The sequence below is a fragment of the Kitasatospora sp. NPDC057595 genome (assembly GCF_042800875.1).
In the GTDB taxonomy this organism is placed as follows: Bacteria; Actinomycetota; Actinomycetes; order Streptomycetales; family Streptomycetaceae; genus Kitasatospora.
This window is the reverse complement of sequence record NZ_JBHVGL010000022.1, coordinates 87,110-103,043: the sequence shown is the minus strand read 5'-3', so window position 1 is coordinate 103,043 and position 15,934 is coordinate 87,110. Positions and strand designations below refer to the sequence as shown.

Sequence of the window (15,934 nt, the reverse complement as noted above, 5' to 3'; positions counted from 1 at the left end):
GCCCGGAGGAATCCGGGCGGGCCGCCGCCGTGCGTGAGCCGAGACCGCGGCCTCAGGTGTTCCCGGTGCCGCTCCCGTTGCCGGCACCGCCGGGCAGGCCCGGGAGGAACGGCACGTTGCCGCTGTAGTCGCCGATGCCCTTGACGATGGTGTCCATCACCGCGACGTCCGGCGCCTTGGCGGCGATGTCGAAGCCCAGGTGCACCGAGACCAGCGACTTGCCGTCGGCGGACGGGAAGACCACCGTCTGCACGTAGCCGTCGTTGCCCTTGGCGGCGTCCACCTTCCAGCGGACCAGGTAGCCGTCCCGGCCGTCCACCTTGACCGCCTCGGACTTGAGCTCCTCGTGCGAGAGGATCTCGTTGTAGGAGTCCTTGGCGGCCTTGTCGATGTCGGCCTTGGCCGCCGCCTGCACATCGGTGCCGCCGCCGTCGATCCGGCCGGTGTTGGCGCCGCCGAGCGAGCAGGTGCCGCCGCCCTCGCAGTCGTAGCTGCCGATGCTGAGCGCCGCGTAGCCGTCGCGGGTGGTGCCGCCCTCCCAGCCGGAGGGGACGGGCAGGACCAGCCGGTTCACGATGTCGACGGCCTTGTCGCTGCCGGTGGCGGGGCCGTTGCCCCGGCCGTTGCCGCCATTGCCGTTGCCGCCGTTGCCGTTGCCCTTGCCGCCGTTGCCCTGGTTACCGTTGCCGTTGCCCTGGTTGCCATTGCCCTGATTGCCGTCACCCTGGTTGCCGTTGGCACCGGGGCCGTTGCCGTCGGGGCCGCCGCCGAAGTCCGGCAGGCCGCGCCACCGTCCGTCGCCCTCCTGGCCGGACGGGCGCGCGGAGCGGTGCCGGTCGCCGTGGTCGTCCATCGCCAGGTAGGTGACGCCCGAGCCGACGCCCAGGCCCAGCACGGCCGCCACCGCCGCCGCGATCACCAGCTTGGACGGCTTGCGCCGCTGCTTGGGCGCGGGCGGCACCGGTGAACCGTAGGCGGTGCCGAAGGGCGGCGGCTCCGGGTAGCGGACCGACGGCCCGCTCTCCAGCACCTCCCCCTCCAGCACCTGGGGCCCGGCGGCCTCGTCCGGCCCCGGAGCACCGGCCGCCGGCGCCTCCGGCGGCGGTGCGTCCGAGGGTGCGGGCCGGGTGTTGGCCGTCCACCCCTTGCCGTCCCACCAGCGCTGTGGTCTCGGGTCGCTGGTGATGTCCTTCGGGTCCGGGTACCACCCGGCGGGGATCTGCTCACTCACGGGAATGAATCTAAAGGCAGCCGGATAAGCGCGAAATCAGCTGGGCCCCGAATTCCGGGCTTTTCGATGAGATTACGGTGAGAAGGTGCGCCGCGGCCCCCGGAAGCCCTACAGCGGGGTCACATAGGCACCGGCGATCCCGCCGTCCACCAGGAACTCGCTCGCGGTGATGAAGGAGGAGTCGTCGCTGGCGAGGAACGCCACCGCGGCGGCGATCTCCTCCGGGCGGGCGAAGCGGCCCAGCGGGATGTGCACCAGCCGGCGGGCCGCGCGCTCCGGGTCCTTGGCGAACAGCTCGCGCAGCAGCGGGGTGTCCACCGGCCCCGGCGACAGCGCGTTGACCCGGATGCCCTCCCGGGCGAACTGCACGCCCAGTTCGCGGGACATCGCCAGCACACCGCCCTTGGAGGCGGTGTAGGAGATCTGCGAGGTGGCGGCGCCCATCCGGGCCACGAAACTCGCGGTGTTGATGATCGAGCCCTGCCCGTGGCGGCGCATGTACGGCAGCGCCGCCCGGCAGCAGAGGTAGACCGAGGTCAGGTTGACCTCCTGCACCCGGCGCCACGCGTCCAGTTCGGTGGTGAGGATGGAGTCGTCCTCGGGCGGCGAGATGCCGGCGTTGTTGAAGGCGACGTCCACGCTGCCGAAGGTCTCGTAGGCCTCGTCGAAGAGCGCCTCGACCATCGCCGGGTCGGTGACGTCGGTGTGCACGAAGAGGCCGCCGACCTCCTCGGCCGCCGCCTTGCCGGTGGTCTCGTCGACGTCGGCGCAGACCACCTTCGCGCCCTCGGCGGCGAGCCGGCGGGCCGAGGCCAGGCCGATCCCGCTGCCCGCGCCGGTGATCACGGCCGTCCGGCCGACCAGCCGGCGGCAGACCGGCGCCGCGGGCTGCGCGGACCGCTCCGGCCGTGGGGACCGCTCCGGCCGCTCCGACCGCTCGGACGCGCGGGGGTGGTGGGACTGCTGGGTCACCGGGTGCTCCTACTCCTCGGTCCGGATGTAGACGTTCTTGGTCTCGGTGAAGTGCGCCAGCGCCTCCGGCCCCAGCTCGCGGCCGACCCCGGACTCGCCGAAGCCGCCGAACGGCGTCCAGTACCGCACCGAGGCGTGCGAGTTGACCGAGAGGTTGCCGGCCGCGACGCCCCTGGCCAGCCGCAGCGCCCGGCCGAGGTCGCGGGTCCAGATCGAGCCGGACAGCCCGTACCGGGTGGCGTTGGCGAGCCGCAGCGCGTCCGCCTCGTCGGTGAAGGGCAGGACGACCGCGACCGGGCCGAAGATCTCCTCGGTGACCGCCGGCAGGTCCTCCCGGACGGGCGCCAGCACCGTCGGCGGGTACCAGTAGCCGGGCCCGTCCGGCACCGCGCCGCGGGCCAGCACCGGCAGGTCGGGCGTCACGTACGACGCCACCCGGCGGACCTGCTCGGCCGAGATCAGCGGGCCGAGGGCGGTCCGCGGATCGGCCGGGTCGCCGGTGCGGATCCGCTCGACGGCGGGCAGCAGCAGTGCCAGGAAGTCCTCGTAGGCCTCGCGCTGGACCAGGATCCGGCTGCGGGCGCAGCAGTCCTGGCCGGAGTTGTCGAGGAAGGACATCGGATCGGCGGCCCCGGCGAGGTCGGCGTCGGCGAAGACGATGTTGGGACTCTTGCCGCCGAGCTCCAGGGTGACCCGCTTGGCCCGGGCCGCGCAGCGGGCGGCGACCTCCTTGCCGACCCCGGTCGACCCGGTGAAGACGATCTTGCGCACCGCCGGGTGGTCGACCAGCGCCCGCCCGGCCACCGGCCCGGCGCCCGGCACCACCTGGAACAGGCCCTCCGGCAGCCCGGCGGCGAGCGCGAGTTCGGCCAGCCGCAGCGCGGTCAGCGGGGTCGCCTCGGCGGGCTTGAGCAGGACGGCGTTCCCGGCGGCCAGCGCGGGCGCGAAGCCCCAGGCGGCGATCGGCATCGGGAAGTTCCAGGGGGCGATCACCCCGACCACGCCGACCGGCTCGTGGAAGGTGATGTCCAGCCCGCCGGCCACCGGGATCTGGCGCCCGCTCAGCCGCTCCACTCCCCCGGCCGCGTACTCCAGCAGGTCGCGGACGTTGCCCGCCTCCCAGGTGGCGTTGCCGATGGTGTGGCCGGCCTCGGTGACCTCCAGGGCGGCCAGTTCGGGGACGTGCACCTCCACCTGGTCGGCGAAGCGGCGCAGCAGCCGGGCCCGTTCGCCGGGGGCGAGGGCGGCCCAGCCGCGCTGCGCCTCGACGGCGCGGCGCACGGCGGCGTCCAGTTGCCCGGGGGTGGTGTCCGGGACGGTGCCGAGGACCTCGCCGGTGGCGGGGTTGCGGACGGCGCGGGCGGCGGGCCCGGCCGCGGTGGGGACGGTGGTGGTGTCGATGGTGCTCACATCCGCTCGAAGGATCGGTAGCGCTCCCAGTCGGTGATCGCGCCGTCGTAGGCGGTCTGTTCGACCCGGGCCATGTGTTGGTAGTGCTCGACCACGTCGTCCCCGAAGGCGGCGCGGGCGAGTTCGCTCGCGCCCCACAGATCGGCCGCCTCGCGCAGCGAGCCGGGCACCCGGGCGTAGTCCTCGACGGCGTAGGCGTTGCCGAGGCAGGGGGCGGGCAGTTCCAGCTTCTGCTGGATCCCGTGCAGTCCGGCGGCGAGCATGCCGGCCACCGCCAGGTACGGGTTGACGTCGCCGCCGGGCACCCGGTTCTCCATCCGCAGCCCGGAGCCGTGCCCCACCACCCGGTAGGCGCAGGTCCGGTTGTCGCGGCCCCAGGCGACGGCCGTCGGGGCGAAGGAGCCCGGGCGGTAGCGCTTGTAGGAGTTGATGTTCGGCGCGTAGAGCAGGGTGAACTCGCGCAGCGCGGCCAGCTGTCCGGCCAGGAAGTGGCGCATGGTGTCGGTCATCCGGCCGTCGTCGGCGGCGAACGCCGGGGCACCGACGGCGTCGCGCAGCGACAGGTGGATGTGGCAGCTGTTGCCCTCGCGCTGGTCGTACTTGGCCATGAAGGTGAGCGCGCAGCCGAGTTGGGCGGCGATCTCCTTGGCCCCGGTCTTGTAGACGCTGTGCTGGTCGCAGGTGGTGAGCGCGTCGGCGTAGCGGAAGGCGATCTCGTGCTGGCCGAGGTTGCACTCGCCCTTGGCGGACTCCACGACCAGGCCGGCGCCGGCCATCTCGGTGCGGATCCGGGAGAGCAGCGGTTCGACCCGGGCGGTGCCGAGCAGCGAGTAGTCGGCGTTGTAGAGGTTGGCCGGGGTGAGGCCGCGGTAACCGCCCTGCCAGGCCTGTTCGTAGGTGTCGCGGAAGACCAGGAACTCCAGCTCGGTGCCGACGTCCGCGGCCAGGCCGTGCTCGGCGAGCCGGGCGATCTGGCGCCGCAGCAGCTGGCGGGGCGCGGCGGAGACCGGGTGGCCGCCGCGGCCGGCCAGGTCGGCGGTGACCTGGGCGGTGCCCGGCTGCCAGGGGGTCAGCCGCAGGGTGGACAGGTCGGGGCGCATGGCGAAGTCGCCGTAGCCGGTCTCCCAGGAGGAGAGCGCGTAGCCGTCCACGGTGTTGAGTTCGACGTCGACGGCGAGCAGGTACTCGCAGGCGTCGGAGCCGTGCTCGGCCACCTCGTCCAGGAAGAAGCGGGCGGCGAAGCGTTTGCCCTGCAGGCGCCCCTGCATGTCGGTGAAGCCGAGGGCGACGGTGTGGACCTCTCCGGCGTCGACCAGGGTGCGCAGCTCGTTCAGGGTCAGCGGGGCGCGGCGGGGCGGGGTGCCGGGCGCGGCCGCGGGGCCGTCGGGCGCGGTGGTGCCGGGCGCGGTGGTGCGGTCGGACATGGCGGACGCCCTCCTCCTCGATCACGCAGCGAGACCAAGCGGTCACAGCGAACCGTACGGCCTGTCGCGGAGGGGGCGGAAGAGGGCGGGCGGGTGTGGCGCGCCGATGTGTGAGGTTGACGAGGGATCAGACGGGACGGGAGGAGAATGCGCGCCATGGAACGCAGGCCTTTTGTCGGCGTCAGCACCTATCTGGTGGACGCGAGTTGGAGCGACTGGCAGGACCGCCGGGTGGCCCTGGTGCCCGAGCGGTACACCGCGTACGTGCAGGACTCGGGCGGGATCGCGGTGCTGCTGCCGCCGGACGCCCCGGAGCGCGCGCCGGAGGTCCTCGCCCGGCTCGACGCGCTGGTCATCGCGGGCGGGCCGGACATCGACCCGGCCTACTACGGGCAGCCGCCGCACCCGCTGAGCGACATCGACGCGGTGGAGCGGGACGTCTGGGAGAGCGCGCTGCTGCGGGCGGCGCTGGCGGCCGGGATCCCGCTGCTGGGGATCTGCCGGGGCATGCAGGTGCTCAACGTGGTGTGCGGGGGCACGCTGATCCAGCACCTGCTGGACGTCGTCGAGGTGGACGTGCACACCGGCTCGCCCGGCCGCTACGGCACGCACCCGGTGCGGCCGGTGCCGGGCACGCTGCTGGGCGGGCTGCTGCCGGAGCCGGAGCTGGCCGTGCCGACCTTCCACCACCAGGCGGTGGACCGGCTGGGGGCGGGGCTGCGAGTGAGCGCGCACGCGCCGGACGGGACGGTGGAGGCGGTGGAGGGGCCGGGGTTCACGCTCGGGGTGCAGTGGCATCCGGAGCAGGGGGACGACCTGCGGGTGATGCAGGCGCTGGTGCGGGCGGCGACGGCGGCCCGGTCGGTGCAGCTGGAGACGGTGGAGGTGGGGTAGCCCCGGGACGCCCGGGGGGCGGGTCGGATCAGGGCGGGTCGGATCAGGGCAGGGGCAGTCCGGCGGCCGTGGCGATCACCCCGGCCGCGCCGGCGGCCAGCAGGGCGAGCACCACCCCGCGCCGGGCGGCGACCAGCCAGAGCAGCGCTCCGGCCAGCACCGCCCACTGCCAGCCGGGGCCGAGCGCGGCGGCGAGCGGCAGCGCCGAGCCGGCGATGGCGCCGATCACGGCCGGTCCGGCTCCGGTGAGGAAGTCCTGCACCCGCGCATCGGCGCGCAGCCGGTCGAAGTACCGGCCGCCGAGGATCACGAAGAGGAAGGACGGCGCGAAGGCGACCGCCGCCGCGAGCAGCCCGCCGGCGATCCCGGCGGCCGCGTAACCGACGACGGCGACGGTCTGCACCACCGGACCGGGGGTGACCTGACCGAGGGCGACGGCGTTGAGGAACTGTCCGTCGGTCATCCAGTGGTAACGGTCGACGGCGTCGTTCTGCATCAGCGGGATGATCACGAACCCTCCGCCGTAGGAGAGCGCGCCCACCTTGAACGCCACCCAGGCCACCGCGCCGAGCCCGCCGAGCGCGGGCAGCCCGGCGGCGAGCGGCAGCACGCCGGCCCGCGTCCGGCGGGGTCGTTCGCGTCCGGGTCCGCCGCTCTCCGTCGGTCCGCGCCCCCGCGTCCGGGCGAGCCCCCGCCCACGGGCCCGGACCGCGGTCTCGGCCAGGCCGGAGGCGATCAGCACCAGGACCAGCCAGGGGCCGGTCAGCACCGCCGCCAGCGCCCCGGCCAGCGCGTACCCGGCCCAGCGGGCGTGGGCGCCGCGGCCCCGGCCGGCCCGGGTGAAGCTCGCGGGGACCAGCGAGGTGGCCGCCTGCACGGCGACCGCCGGGACGGCCGCGCCCGCGCCGGCGGCGGCGCCGAGCACCCACCGCGGCGGGTCGCCGGCCAGGAAGAGCGCCGCGAGGGCGAGGATCAGCGCGAGCCCGGGCGCGATGAAGCAGGCCCCGCCGACCAGTGCGCCCGGGGCGCCGCGCAACCGCCAGGCGGTGAGGATCGCGAGCTGGGTGGAGGCCGGTCCGGGTAGCAGGTTGGTCGCCGCGATGCCGTCCTCGAACTCCTCCGGGGAGAGCCATTTGCGCCGCTCCACGCAGAGCCGGCGCAGCAGCAGGATGTGGGCGGGCGGTCCGCCGAAGCCGGTGATGCCGATCCGGCCCCATTCGCGGGCGATCGTTCCCAGACTCACCCGTCCGGTCGTTGCCATGCGCGTCTCCCCTGTTCAGCGGCGGCGCGACGATACCGGACGGGGGTTACCGTCCGGCAATGACAACGGTCTCCAGTGCAGCCTTTGGATCTTCGTCCGATCTGCGGTTCACTTCGAGTGCGGGGCGGTCGCGCACGCCGCCCCTTACCCCCCACGCGTTCATGAGTTCCAGGAGAGGACTTCGATGGCCGGCCACGAACACTCCCGTCATGATCATGGGCATGACCAGGCGCATGACCACGGCGGCCCCGGCGGTCACGGTGGCCACGGCGCTCACGGCGGCCACTCGCACGGCGTCTCCGCCGATGCCGACCGCCGCTGGCTGGTGAGCGCGCTCGCGCTGATCGTGGCGTTCATGGCCGGCGAGGTGGTGGTCGGCTTCGCCGCCCAGTCGCTGGCGCTGATCTCGGACGCCGCGCACATGCTCACCGACGCCATCTCGATCGTCCTCGCGCTCGTCGCCATGCGGCTGGCCGCCCGTCCGGCCCGCGGCGGCTACACCTACGGCCTCAAGCGCGCCGAGATCCTCTCCGCCCAGGTCAACGGCGTGACCCTGCTGGTGCTGTCCGCCTGGCTCGGCTACGAGGCGGTCAAGCGGCTGTTCGAGCCGCCGCAGGTGACCGGCTCGCTGGTGCTGGTCACCGCGCTGGTCGGGATCGTGGTGAACCTGGCCGCCACCTGGTGCATGTCCAAGGCCAACCGCAGCTCGCTGAACGTCGAGGGCGCCTTCCAGCACGTCCTGACCGACCTGTACGCGTTCATCGCCACCGCCGTGGCCGGCGTGATCATGGTGACCACCGGTTTCGCCCGGGCCGACTCGATCGCCTCGCTCATCGTGGTCGCGCTGATGCTGAAGGCGGGCATCGGCCTGGTCCGCGACTCCGGGCGGATCTTCCTGGAGGCCGCGCCCGCCGGCGTCGACCCGGACGCGGTGGCCGACCGGCTGGTCGCCCAGCCGCTCGTCGAGGAGATCCACGACCTGCACATCTGGGAGATCACCTCCGGCCAGCCGGCGCTCTCCGCGCACATCCTGGTCACCCCGGGCGGCGACTGTCACGCGGTGCGGCGCGGACTCCAGCGCCGGCTCGCCGACGAGTACGGGATCACCCACAGCACCCTCCAGGTCGACCACGTCGGCGAGGACGAGGCCGGCGCGCTGCTGCAGATCAGCACGCCCGGCGACCTCACCCCCGAGCACTGCGCCGACGCCCACGGCCCGGTCCACCGCGCCGGGCCGCACGAGCACTAGTCGGGCCGCACGAGCCAGGAGAGCCGTGCTGTCCGCCCGGTACGGCATGATCGGAGGCGTGACCGCACCCCGACTGATGCTGCTCGACTCCGCCAGCCTCTACTTCCGGGCCTACTTCGGCGTACCGGACACCCTGCGCTCGCCGCAGGGTGAGCCGGTCAACGCCGTCCGGGGCCTGCTGGACTTCATCGCCCGGCTGGTCCACGACCACCGGCCCGACCGGCTGGTCGCCTGCATGGACGCCGACTGGCGCCCCCAGTGGCGGGTGGACCTCATCCCCTCCTACAAGACCCACCGGGTCGCCGAGGCCGCCACGGACGGCGAGGAGGAGGTGCCGGACACGCTCGCCCCGCAGGTCCCGGTGATCGAGCAGGTGCTGGACGCGCTCGGCATCGCCCGGATCGGCTCCCCCGGCTACGAGGCGGACGACGTCATCGGCACGCTGACCGCGCGCGCCACCGGGCCGGTGCAGATCGTCACCGGCGACCGCGACCTGTTCCAGCTGGTCGACGACGCCCGCGCGATCACCGTGCTCTACCCGGTCAAGGGCATGGGCAACCTGCAGGTCACCGATGACGCGCTGCTGCTGGAGAAGTACGGCGTGCGCGGCGCCCAGTACGCCGACATGGCCGCCCTGCGCGGCGACCCGAGCGACGGCCTGCCCGGCGTCAAGGGCATCGGCGAGAAGACGGCGGCCCAGCTGATCCACGAGTACGGCGACCTCGCCGGCATCCGCACCGCCGCCCAGGACATCGGCTCCAAGCTGACCCCGGCGCGGCGCCGCAACCTCCTGGAGGCCTCGGCCTACCTGGACGTGGCGCCCACCGTGGTCCGGGTCGCCACCGACGCCCCGCTGCCCGACTTCGACCCCGCCCTGCCGGGCGAGCCGCTCGACCCGATGACCCTGGAGTCCCTCTCCGCCCGCTGGAACCTCGGCACCTCGCTGGACCGCGTCCTGGAGGCCCTGACCGGCTGATTCACCGTCCCCTCCCCCTGGGGCCCGCCGCATCGTGCGGCGGGCCCTTTGCTTTGCCCTGCCGTGAACTCTTGACCGCAATCTACTTTGCGATACAAAGTTGGTGCACTGACACGACGTCACCAGGGGTGGACATGGACACACTGCACCGGGACGACCCGGCGGAACTGCTCGCCGCGACGGAGAGCCTGCGCGCCCGGGCCCGGATCCGCCTGCGCGGCTCGGGCATCCCGCTGATCGGCCTCGGGCTGCTCGCCCTCGCCGCCGTGCCGATCGCCGGTCAGGCCTACAACTTCGCCGCCAACGGGCGCAGCATCACCTCCTACCCCTACTTCGCCTACTCCGAGTACATCGGCCTCTGCGTACCGCACTCGATCGACGGCCCGTGCCTGGAGGGCGAGTTCGACGGGGCGATCCTGCGCTTCGTCGGCTGGGGCATCTGGTACGCCCTCCTCCCGCTGGCCTGGTTCGTGCTCGCCCGCTGGTACCGGCGGCGCGGGGAGAGCCGCGGCATCGTCCCGCACCGCGGTGCCTGGCTCGGCACCGCGGCCGCGGCCGCCGTCCTGATCGCCGCCGTCCCGGTGGTCCTGGTGTCCATGCGGCGGATCCCGTTCAGCCTCCACCTCCTCGGCAACAACTACGCCTCCCCCTGGTACGTGGTCGGCGTCGGCCTGCTCCTCCTCGGCCTCACCGAGCACGACCGGCTGGTCGCCGTCACCGGGCTCGTCCACACCGCGCTGCTCACCGCCTACCTCTCGGGGCTCTGGGGCGACGGCTGGCTGCCCTGGCTCGACCGCTTCGACACCGCCTGGGCCGACGGCGCCCGGCCGAAGGCCCTGCTGCTCGCCGCGGTCCTGCTCGCCCCCGGCCTGACCCAGTGGACCGCTGAACGCCGCACGTGCACCGGATCCCGTACGGTCACCTCATGAGCGTTGCGGACGACACCGAGGAGCGGCACCCGACCCTGGCCCTGGACGACACCGTCCACCAGCGGGTCCGGCTCGGGATCCTGGCGGTCGCCCGCGAGGCCGAGAGCGTCGAGTTCGCCTTCCTCAAGCAGGAACTGGGCCTCACCGACGGCAACCTCTCCCGCCACCTCAAGGTCCTGGAGGACTCCGGCCTGATCGCCGTCAACAAGGGCTACGCCGGCCGCCGCCCGCGCACCTGGATCACCCTCACCCCCACCGGTGCCCAGGCCCTCGACCGCGAACTCCGCGCCCTGCGCGCCCTGGTCCACCGCCTCGAGGCGGCCACCCGGCCCCCGCGGTAGGGCGACCACGCGGGTGGGGTGACAGCAGGATGCCCGGGCTCCGAAGGGGAGCCCGGGCAAGGGGGGTGGATGGGTCAGCTGACGGAGGAGTAGGCGATGATGCCGCGGCGGAGGCCGTCGATGGCCTTGCGGGCGGTCTTGCGGAGCTCCGCGTCCTCGCCGGCGGCGTCCTGGATCTGGCCGAGGACGTCGATCAGCTGCTTCGTCCAGCGGACGAAGTCGCCGGCCGGCATGTCGGCGTCGCGCAGGACGGAGTCCAGCGAGTGGCCCAGGGCCCAGCGGTAGGCGGCCCAGGCGAAGCCGAGGTCGGGTTCGCGCTGGCCGACGCCCTCGGCGGTGTTGATGCGGTGCTGCTCCTCCAGGGCGTCGAGGTGGCCCCAGATGCGGACCATCTGGCCGAGGGCGGTCTTCGCCTCGCCCTCGGGGACGCGGGGGGCGGTGGCGTCGTCGGACTGGCGGGCCTCGTACACCAACGCGGAGGCGCAGGCGGCGAGTTCGGCGGCGGCGAGGCCGCTCCACACACCCTCGCGGATGCACTCGGAGGCGAGCAGGTCGAGCTCGCCGTAGAGCCGGCCGAGCCGCTTGCCGTCGTCGGTGACGGTGTCGCCGCTGAGGTAGCCGAGGTCGGTGAGCAGGCCGCAGACCCGGTCGAAGGTGCGGGCGATGGTGTGCGTGCGGGAGCGCATCCTGCGTTCCAGCAGCTCGGTGTCGCGGTGCAGCCGGTGGTAGCGCTCGGACCAGCGGGCGTGGTCCTCGCGCTGGTCGCAGCCGTGGCAGGGGTGCTGGCGCAGGGTGGTGCGCAGCCGGTTGATCTCGGGGTCGTCGGCGGCGGCCGCGCGGCCGCGCCGGAACCGCTCGGGCTCCAGGTGGCCGGCCTTGGTGCGCAGGGCCGAAGCGAGGTCGCGGCGGGACTGCGGGCTGCGCGGGTTGAAGGACTTGGGGATGCGCAGCCGGTCCAGCGCGGCGACCGGGTGCGGGAAGTCGATCATCGCGAGCCGCTTGACCTGCCGCTCGGCGGTCAGCACCACCGGGCGCGGCCCGTCCTGGTAGTCGGGGTGGCGCGGGCCGCCGCGCGGCGAGCGGCTGACCGGCGGCAGGCCGGGGTCGAGGACCAGGGCGAGGCCGGCGAACTTGCCGGTGGGCACGTGGATGACGTCGCCGGGCTTGAGCTGCTCGATGGACTCGACGGCGGCGGCGCGGCGCTGGCTGCTGCCCTCGCGGGCGAGCTCGTTCTCGCGGTCCTTGAGCTGCCGGCGCAGCGACATGTACTCCTCGAAGTCGCCGAGGTGGCAGGTCATGGACTCGCGGTAGCCCTCCAGGCCCTCCTCGTTGCGCTGGACCTGGCGGGCGATGCCGACCACCGAGCGGTCGGCCTGGAACTGCGCGAAGGAGGTCTCCAGCAGTTCGCGCGAGCGGTGCCGGCCGAACTGGGCGACCAGGTTGACGGCCATGTTGTAGGACGGCCGGAACGAGGACTTCAGCGGGTAGGTGCGGGTGCCGGCCAGGCCGGCCAGCGCCTCCGGGTCGAGGCCGCGCTGCCACAGCACCACGGCGTGGCCCTCGACGTCGATGCCGCGCCGCCCGGCCCGGCCGGTGAGCTGGGTGTACTCGCCGGGCGTGATGTCGGCGTGGGTCTCGCCGTTCCACTTGACGAGCTTCTCCATGACGACGGAGCGCGCGGGCATGTTGATGCCCAGGGCCAGGGTCTCGGTCGCGAAGACGGCCTTGACCAGTCCCTTGACGAACAGCTCCTCGACCACCTCCTTGAACCGGGGCAGCATCCCGGCGTGGTGGGCGGCGATGCCGCGCTCCAGCCCGTCCAGCCACTCGAAGTAGCCGAGGACGTGCAGGTCCTCGTCGGGGATGTCGGCGCAGCGCTCCTCGACGAGGGCGCGCACCCGGGCGCGGTCGACGTCCTTGTTGAGGCGCAGGCCGGAGGAGAGGCACTGCTGGACGGCGGCCTCGCAGCCGGCCCGGCTGAAGATGAAGGTGATCGCGGGCAGCAGGCCCTCGGCGTCGAGCCGGTCGATGACGTCGACCCGGCCCGGGGTCCAGACCCGGCCGGGGCGGCCGTTCGGCATGGAACGGCCGCGGCCGCGGCCGAACTTGTCCCGCGGGTTGCGGTCGAGCTCGCTGCGGGCGAGGCGGACCAGTTCGGGGTTGACGGCCTTGCCGGGGTTGCGCACGTTGCCCTTGGGGCGGCCGTCCCGGTCGGGGCTGGCGAACAGGTCGTACATCCGGTTGCCGGCCATCACGTGCTGCCAGAGCGGGACCGGCCGGTGCTCGGAGACGATGACCCGGGTGCCGCCGCGGACGGTGTCCAGCCAGTCGCCGAACTCCTCGGCGTTGGAGACGGTCGCGGAGAGCGAGACCAGGGTGACGGACTCGGGGAGGTGGATGATGACCTCCTCCCAGACGGCGCCGCGGAAGCGGTCGGCGAGGTAGTGCACCTCGTCCATGACCACGTAGCCGAGGCCGTCGAGGGTGCTGGAGCCCGCGTACAGCATGTTGCGGAGCACCTCGGTGGTCATCACCACGACCGGGGCGTCGCCGTTGACGGTGTTGTCGCCGGTGAGCAGGCCGACCTTGGCGGCGCCGTAGCGCCGGACGAGGTCCCCGTACTTCTGGTTGGACAGCGCCTTGATCGGCGTGGTGTAGAAGCACTTGCGCCCGCCCTGGAGGGCGAGGTGGACGGCGAACTCGCCGACGATGGTCTTGCCGGAGCCGGTGGGCGCGGCGACCAGGACGCCTTCGCCGGCCTCCAGGGCGCGACAGGCCTCCAGCTGGAAGTCGTCCAGCGGGAAGTCGTAGAGCTCCTGGAAGCCGTACAGGGCGGTGGCCTGCTCCTTGGCCCGGCGGCGGGAGGCGGCGAAGGCCTCGGCGGGGCTGAGTTCCCGCTCGTCGGAGGGGTCCCGGCCGTCGGAGGACTCGCGCTCAGGGGTGTTCATCGCCGTCCGGGGGTCGCGGGGGTCGGTGGTGTGATCTCGCATCTCAGCGAGAGGTTACCCGGCGGGGCTGACATCGATAGCACCGTTTTTTCCCGGGGAAGAGATCGCTTCTCTCTCACATCCATAGTTGCAAATGTCTGCAAGCGGTCATCGGACGGCCAGCTTCGAACGACTCCGGTCATCCACGGTGACACGCCGTGCGGCCTGCCTACATTCGGTGGCACATCCCGGTGACACCCACCGGGCCCACGGGAGGTGCGGACGATGGCGAACCTGGAGACCTCGCTCAAGGAGGCCATGGCGATCGAGGGCGCGATCGGCGTCGCCCTGGTCGACTACGGCAGCGGCATGGCGCTCGGCACGCTCGGCGACGGCGGCGAACTGGACCTCAACGTCGCCGCCGCGGGCAATACCGACGTGGTGCGGGCCAAGATGCGGGCGATGGAGCACCTCAACCTGCTCGACAACGAGATCGAGGACATCCTGGTCTCCCTGACCAGCCAGTACCACCTGCTCCGCCCGCTCACGACGCAGGGCGGCCGCGGGCTGTTCCTCTTCCTCGCGCTCAACCGCGGCCGCGCCAATCTCGCGATGGCCCGCCACCAGCTGAAGCGGATCGAGACCGCGCTGGAGATCTGACGGCCCGGGGACGCGCCGGTGAGGCGAACAGGGAGGGAGCGCCGTGGCGGTCGTGCTCTACCAGGCCAAGGCCGAGTTCTTCCGGATGCTCGGCCATCCCGTCCGGATCCGGGTCCTGGAGCTGCTGCAGGCCGGACCGACGCCGGTGCGCGAGCTGCTGGCGGCGCTGGAGGTCGAGCCCTCCCGCCTCTCGCAGCAGCTCGCGGTGCTGCGCCGGTCCGGCATCGTCACCGCCACCCGGGAGGGCAGCACGGTGGTGTACGCCCTGGCCGGCGGGGACGTCGCCGACCTGCTGCGGGCGGCGCGGCGGATCCTCACCGGGCTCATCGCCGACCAGCACGTGCTGCTCGCCGAGCTGCGCGCCGCCGCCGACTGAGCCGGGGAGGCGCGGCAGCGGGCGCCCGGGGCCGGCGCCCGGGGCCGGGCTAGCCGAGCAGCCCGGCCAGCCCGTCGGCCAGCACCTCGTACTCGGGCGCCCGGTTGTACAGCTGCCCGCACAGCCGCAGCACCCCGCCGCCCGGCCAGGGGCGCGCCACCGTCCGCACGGCGTGCCGGCGCCACATCGCGGCCATCAGGTCCCGCGCCTGCGGCAGCGTCTCGGCGACCCCGGGCGGCAGCCGCAGCGCGCGCATCGACAGCCCCGCCGAGGACGGCAGCGGCGCCAGCCCGGTGCGCGCGGCGACCAGCGCGGCGCCGTACCCCACCAGCTGCTCGTTGTGCGCGCGCACCGCTCCCGGGCCGAACGCCTCCAGCACGTCCAGACCCGCCGGGGCGGCCAGGTAGGGCGTGTAGTCCAGGGTCCCGCGCCACTCGACGGAGGCCGGGTAGCCCTGGTGGTCCTCCCAGGAGAGGATCAGCGGGCGGATCTTGCCGGCCCACTCCGGGCGGACCACCAGGACGCCGGTGGCCCGCGGGGCGAAGGCCCACTTGTGCAGGTTGCCGAACCAGAAGTCGGCCTCCGCCGGGACCGGGCCCGCCAGCATGCCGGGCTCGTGCGCGGCGTCCACCACGGTGGTCACGCCGCGCCCGCGCAGGGCGCGCAGCAGCTCGGGGGTGGCGATCCGGCGCGCGGTCGGCGAGGTGATGCCGTCCAGGACGGCGAGCACGGTGCGGTCGGTCACCGCGGCCAGCACCGCCTCGCGCACCGCGTCCCCGTCGGGCAGATCCAGCGGCAGCCGCACGGTGCGCAGCTCGGCCCCGGCGTCCTCGGCGCGCCGGCGGACGGCCTCGGTGACGGTGCCGTAGCCGTGGTCGGTGACCAGGACGTGGTCCCCGGCGGCGAGCGGCACGTTGGCCAGGGTGACGGCGATCGCGTCGGTGACGTTGGGCACCAGGGCGAGCAGCTCGGGCTCGGTACCGAGGGCGGCGGCGATCCGGGCGCGGGCGCCCGCGACCCGCTCGGGCAGGTCGGCGAAGAAGCCGTCCGGGTCGGCCTCCTGCTCCCGGTGCAGCCGGCGCTGGAGGTCCTGGACCGGGACGGGGAGGGCGCCGAAGGAGCCGTGGTTGAGGTGGATCACCGCCGGGTCCAGCGAGAACAGCGCCTCGGTTCCGGGCAGCGGCTCGGGGGGTACGACGGCCTGCGGGGTCTCGGTCACTGCGTTCCTCCTGTTACCTGGATCACGTGATGTGTGACATTTCACATGTCGTCCCACTGGTCGGC

General features: G+C 73.7%; 14 protein-coding genes. 7 read left to right on the top strand and 7 right to left on the bottom strand.

All coding sequences use genetic code 11. The features are described 5' to 3' along the window. Positions 1 to 52 precede the first annotated feature (52 nt). The 4 genes from ACFU9E_RS28470 to ACFU9E_RS28455 all read right to left on the bottom strand — a co-directional run bounded on the left by ACFU9E_RS28470 (position 53) and on the right by ACFU9E_RS28455 (position 5,037). Positions 53 to 1,231, bottom strand: coding sequence for a DUF2510 domain-containing protein (locus tag ACFU9E_RS28470; protein ID WP_380682755.1), 1,179 nt, complete (start codon positions 1,229 to 1,231; stop codon positions 53 to 55). A gap of 108 nt (positions 1,232 to 1,339) precedes the next feature. Beyond that, positions 1,340 to 2,095 (bottom strand): 3-oxoacyl-ACP reductase, encoded by a 756-nt coding sequence (locus ACFU9E_RS28465; RefSeq protein WP_380682769.1) that lies wholly within the window; start codon positions 2,093 to 2,095, stop codon positions 1,340 to 1,342. A gap of 117 nt (positions 2,096 to 2,212) precedes the next feature. Further along, positions 2,213 to 3,613, bottom strand: a complete 1,401-nt coding sequence (locus ACFU9E_RS28460; RefSeq protein ID WP_380682756.1) for an aldehyde dehydrogenase family protein — start codon at positions 3,611 to 3,613, stop codon at positions 2,213 to 2,215. Continuing rightward, positions 3,610 to 5,037, bottom strand: a complete 1,428-nt coding sequence (locus tag ACFU9E_RS28455; RefSeq protein WP_380682757.1) for a glutamine synthetase family protein — start codon at positions 5,035 to 5,037, stop codon at positions 3,610 to 3,612. The genes ACFU9E_RS28460 and ACFU9E_RS28455 overlap by 4 nt, the downstream gene beginning before the upstream one ends. A 156-nt stretch (positions 5,038 to 5,193) precedes the next feature. Here ACFU9E_RS28455 and ACFU9E_RS28450 point away from each other — a divergent pair, with 156 nt between their 5' ends. Then, positions 5,194 to 5,931 carry a gamma-glutamyl-gamma-aminobutyrate hydrolase family protein gene (locus ACFU9E_RS28450; RefSeq protein ID WP_380682758.1) on the top strand — a complete coding sequence of 246 codons (738 nt, stop codon included), beginning with the start codon at positions 5,194 to 5,196 and terminating at the stop codon, positions 5,929 to 5,931. Between the two features lie 43 nt (positions 5,932 to 5,974). Here ACFU9E_RS28450 and chrA read toward each other — a convergent pair whose 3' ends face one another. Continuing rightward, a complete protein-coding gene (gene chrA, locus ACFU9E_RS28445; protein ID WP_380682759.1) occupies positions 5,975 to 7,192 on the bottom strand; it encodes a chromate efflux transporter in 1,218 nt (405 codons plus the stop codon). Between the two features lie 184 nt (positions 7,193 to 7,376). On the opposite strand from chrA, the gene ACFU9E_RS28440 reads away from it, so the two are divergent. From ACFU9E_RS28440 to ACFU9E_RS28425, 4 genes are all read left to right on the top strand, one after another. Further along, complete coding sequence (locus ACFU9E_RS28440) at positions 7,377 to 8,441, top strand: cation diffusion facilitator family transporter (protein ID WP_380682761.1); 1,065 nt, start codon at positions 7,377 to 7,379, stop codon at positions 8,439 to 8,441. Positions 8,442 to 8,517: 76 nt separating this feature from the next. Then, a complete protein-coding gene (locus tag ACFU9E_RS28435; RefSeq protein ID WP_380682770.1) occupies positions 8,518 to 9,417 on the top strand; it encodes a 5'-3' exonuclease H3TH domain-containing protein in 900 nt (299 codons plus the stop codon). A 134-nt stretch (positions 9,418 to 9,551) separates the two neighbouring features. Next, a complete protein-coding gene (locus ACFU9E_RS28430; RefSeq protein WP_380682762.1) occupies positions 9,552 to 10,346 on the top strand; it encodes a hypothetical protein in 795 nt (264 codons plus the stop codon). Next, on the top strand, positions 10,343 to 10,687 hold the full coding sequence (locus tag ACFU9E_RS28425) for a winged helix-turn-helix domain-containing protein (RefSeq protein ID WP_380682764.1): 345 nt from the start codon (positions 10,343 to 10,345) through the stop codon (positions 10,685 to 10,687). The genes ACFU9E_RS28430 and ACFU9E_RS28425 overlap by 4 nt, the downstream gene beginning before the upstream one ends. A 74-nt stretch (positions 10,688 to 10,761) precedes the next feature. Here the strand turns inward: ACFU9E_RS28425 and ACFU9E_RS28420 are convergent, their stop codons facing one another. After that, positions 10,762 to 13,635: a DEAD/DEAH box helicase gene (locus ACFU9E_RS28420; protein ID WP_380682771.1), complete on the bottom strand. Its 2,874-nt coding sequence runs from the start codon at positions 13,633 to 13,635 to the stop codon at positions 10,762 to 10,764. Between the two features lie 264 nt (positions 13,636 to 13,899). On the opposite strand from ACFU9E_RS28420, the gene ACFU9E_RS28415 reads away from it, so the two are divergent. Together ACFU9E_RS28415 and ACFU9E_RS28410 are read left to right on the top strand one after the other, a co-directional pair. Then, a complete protein-coding gene (locus tag ACFU9E_RS28415; RefSeq protein ID WP_344322143.1) occupies positions 13,900 to 14,274 on the top strand; it encodes a hypothetical protein in 375 nt (124 codons plus the stop codon). Between the two features lie 43 nt (positions 14,275 to 14,317). Continuing rightward, positions 14,318 to 14,650 carry an ArsR/SmtB family transcription factor gene (locus ACFU9E_RS28410; RefSeq protein ID WP_380682765.1) on the top strand — a complete coding sequence of 111 codons (333 nt, stop codon included), beginning with the start codon at positions 14,318 to 14,320 and terminating at the stop codon, positions 14,648 to 14,650. A gap of 49 nt (positions 14,651 to 14,699) precedes the next feature. Here the strand turns inward: ACFU9E_RS28410 and ACFU9E_RS28405 are convergent, their stop codons facing one another. Then, on the bottom strand, positions 14,700 to 15,869 hold the full coding sequence (locus ACFU9E_RS28405) for an aminotransferase class V-fold PLP-dependent enzyme (protein WP_380682766.1): 1,170 nt from the start codon (positions 15,867 to 15,869) through the stop codon (positions 14,700 to 14,702). Between the last annotated feature and the right edge of the window lie 65 nt (positions 15,870 to 15,934).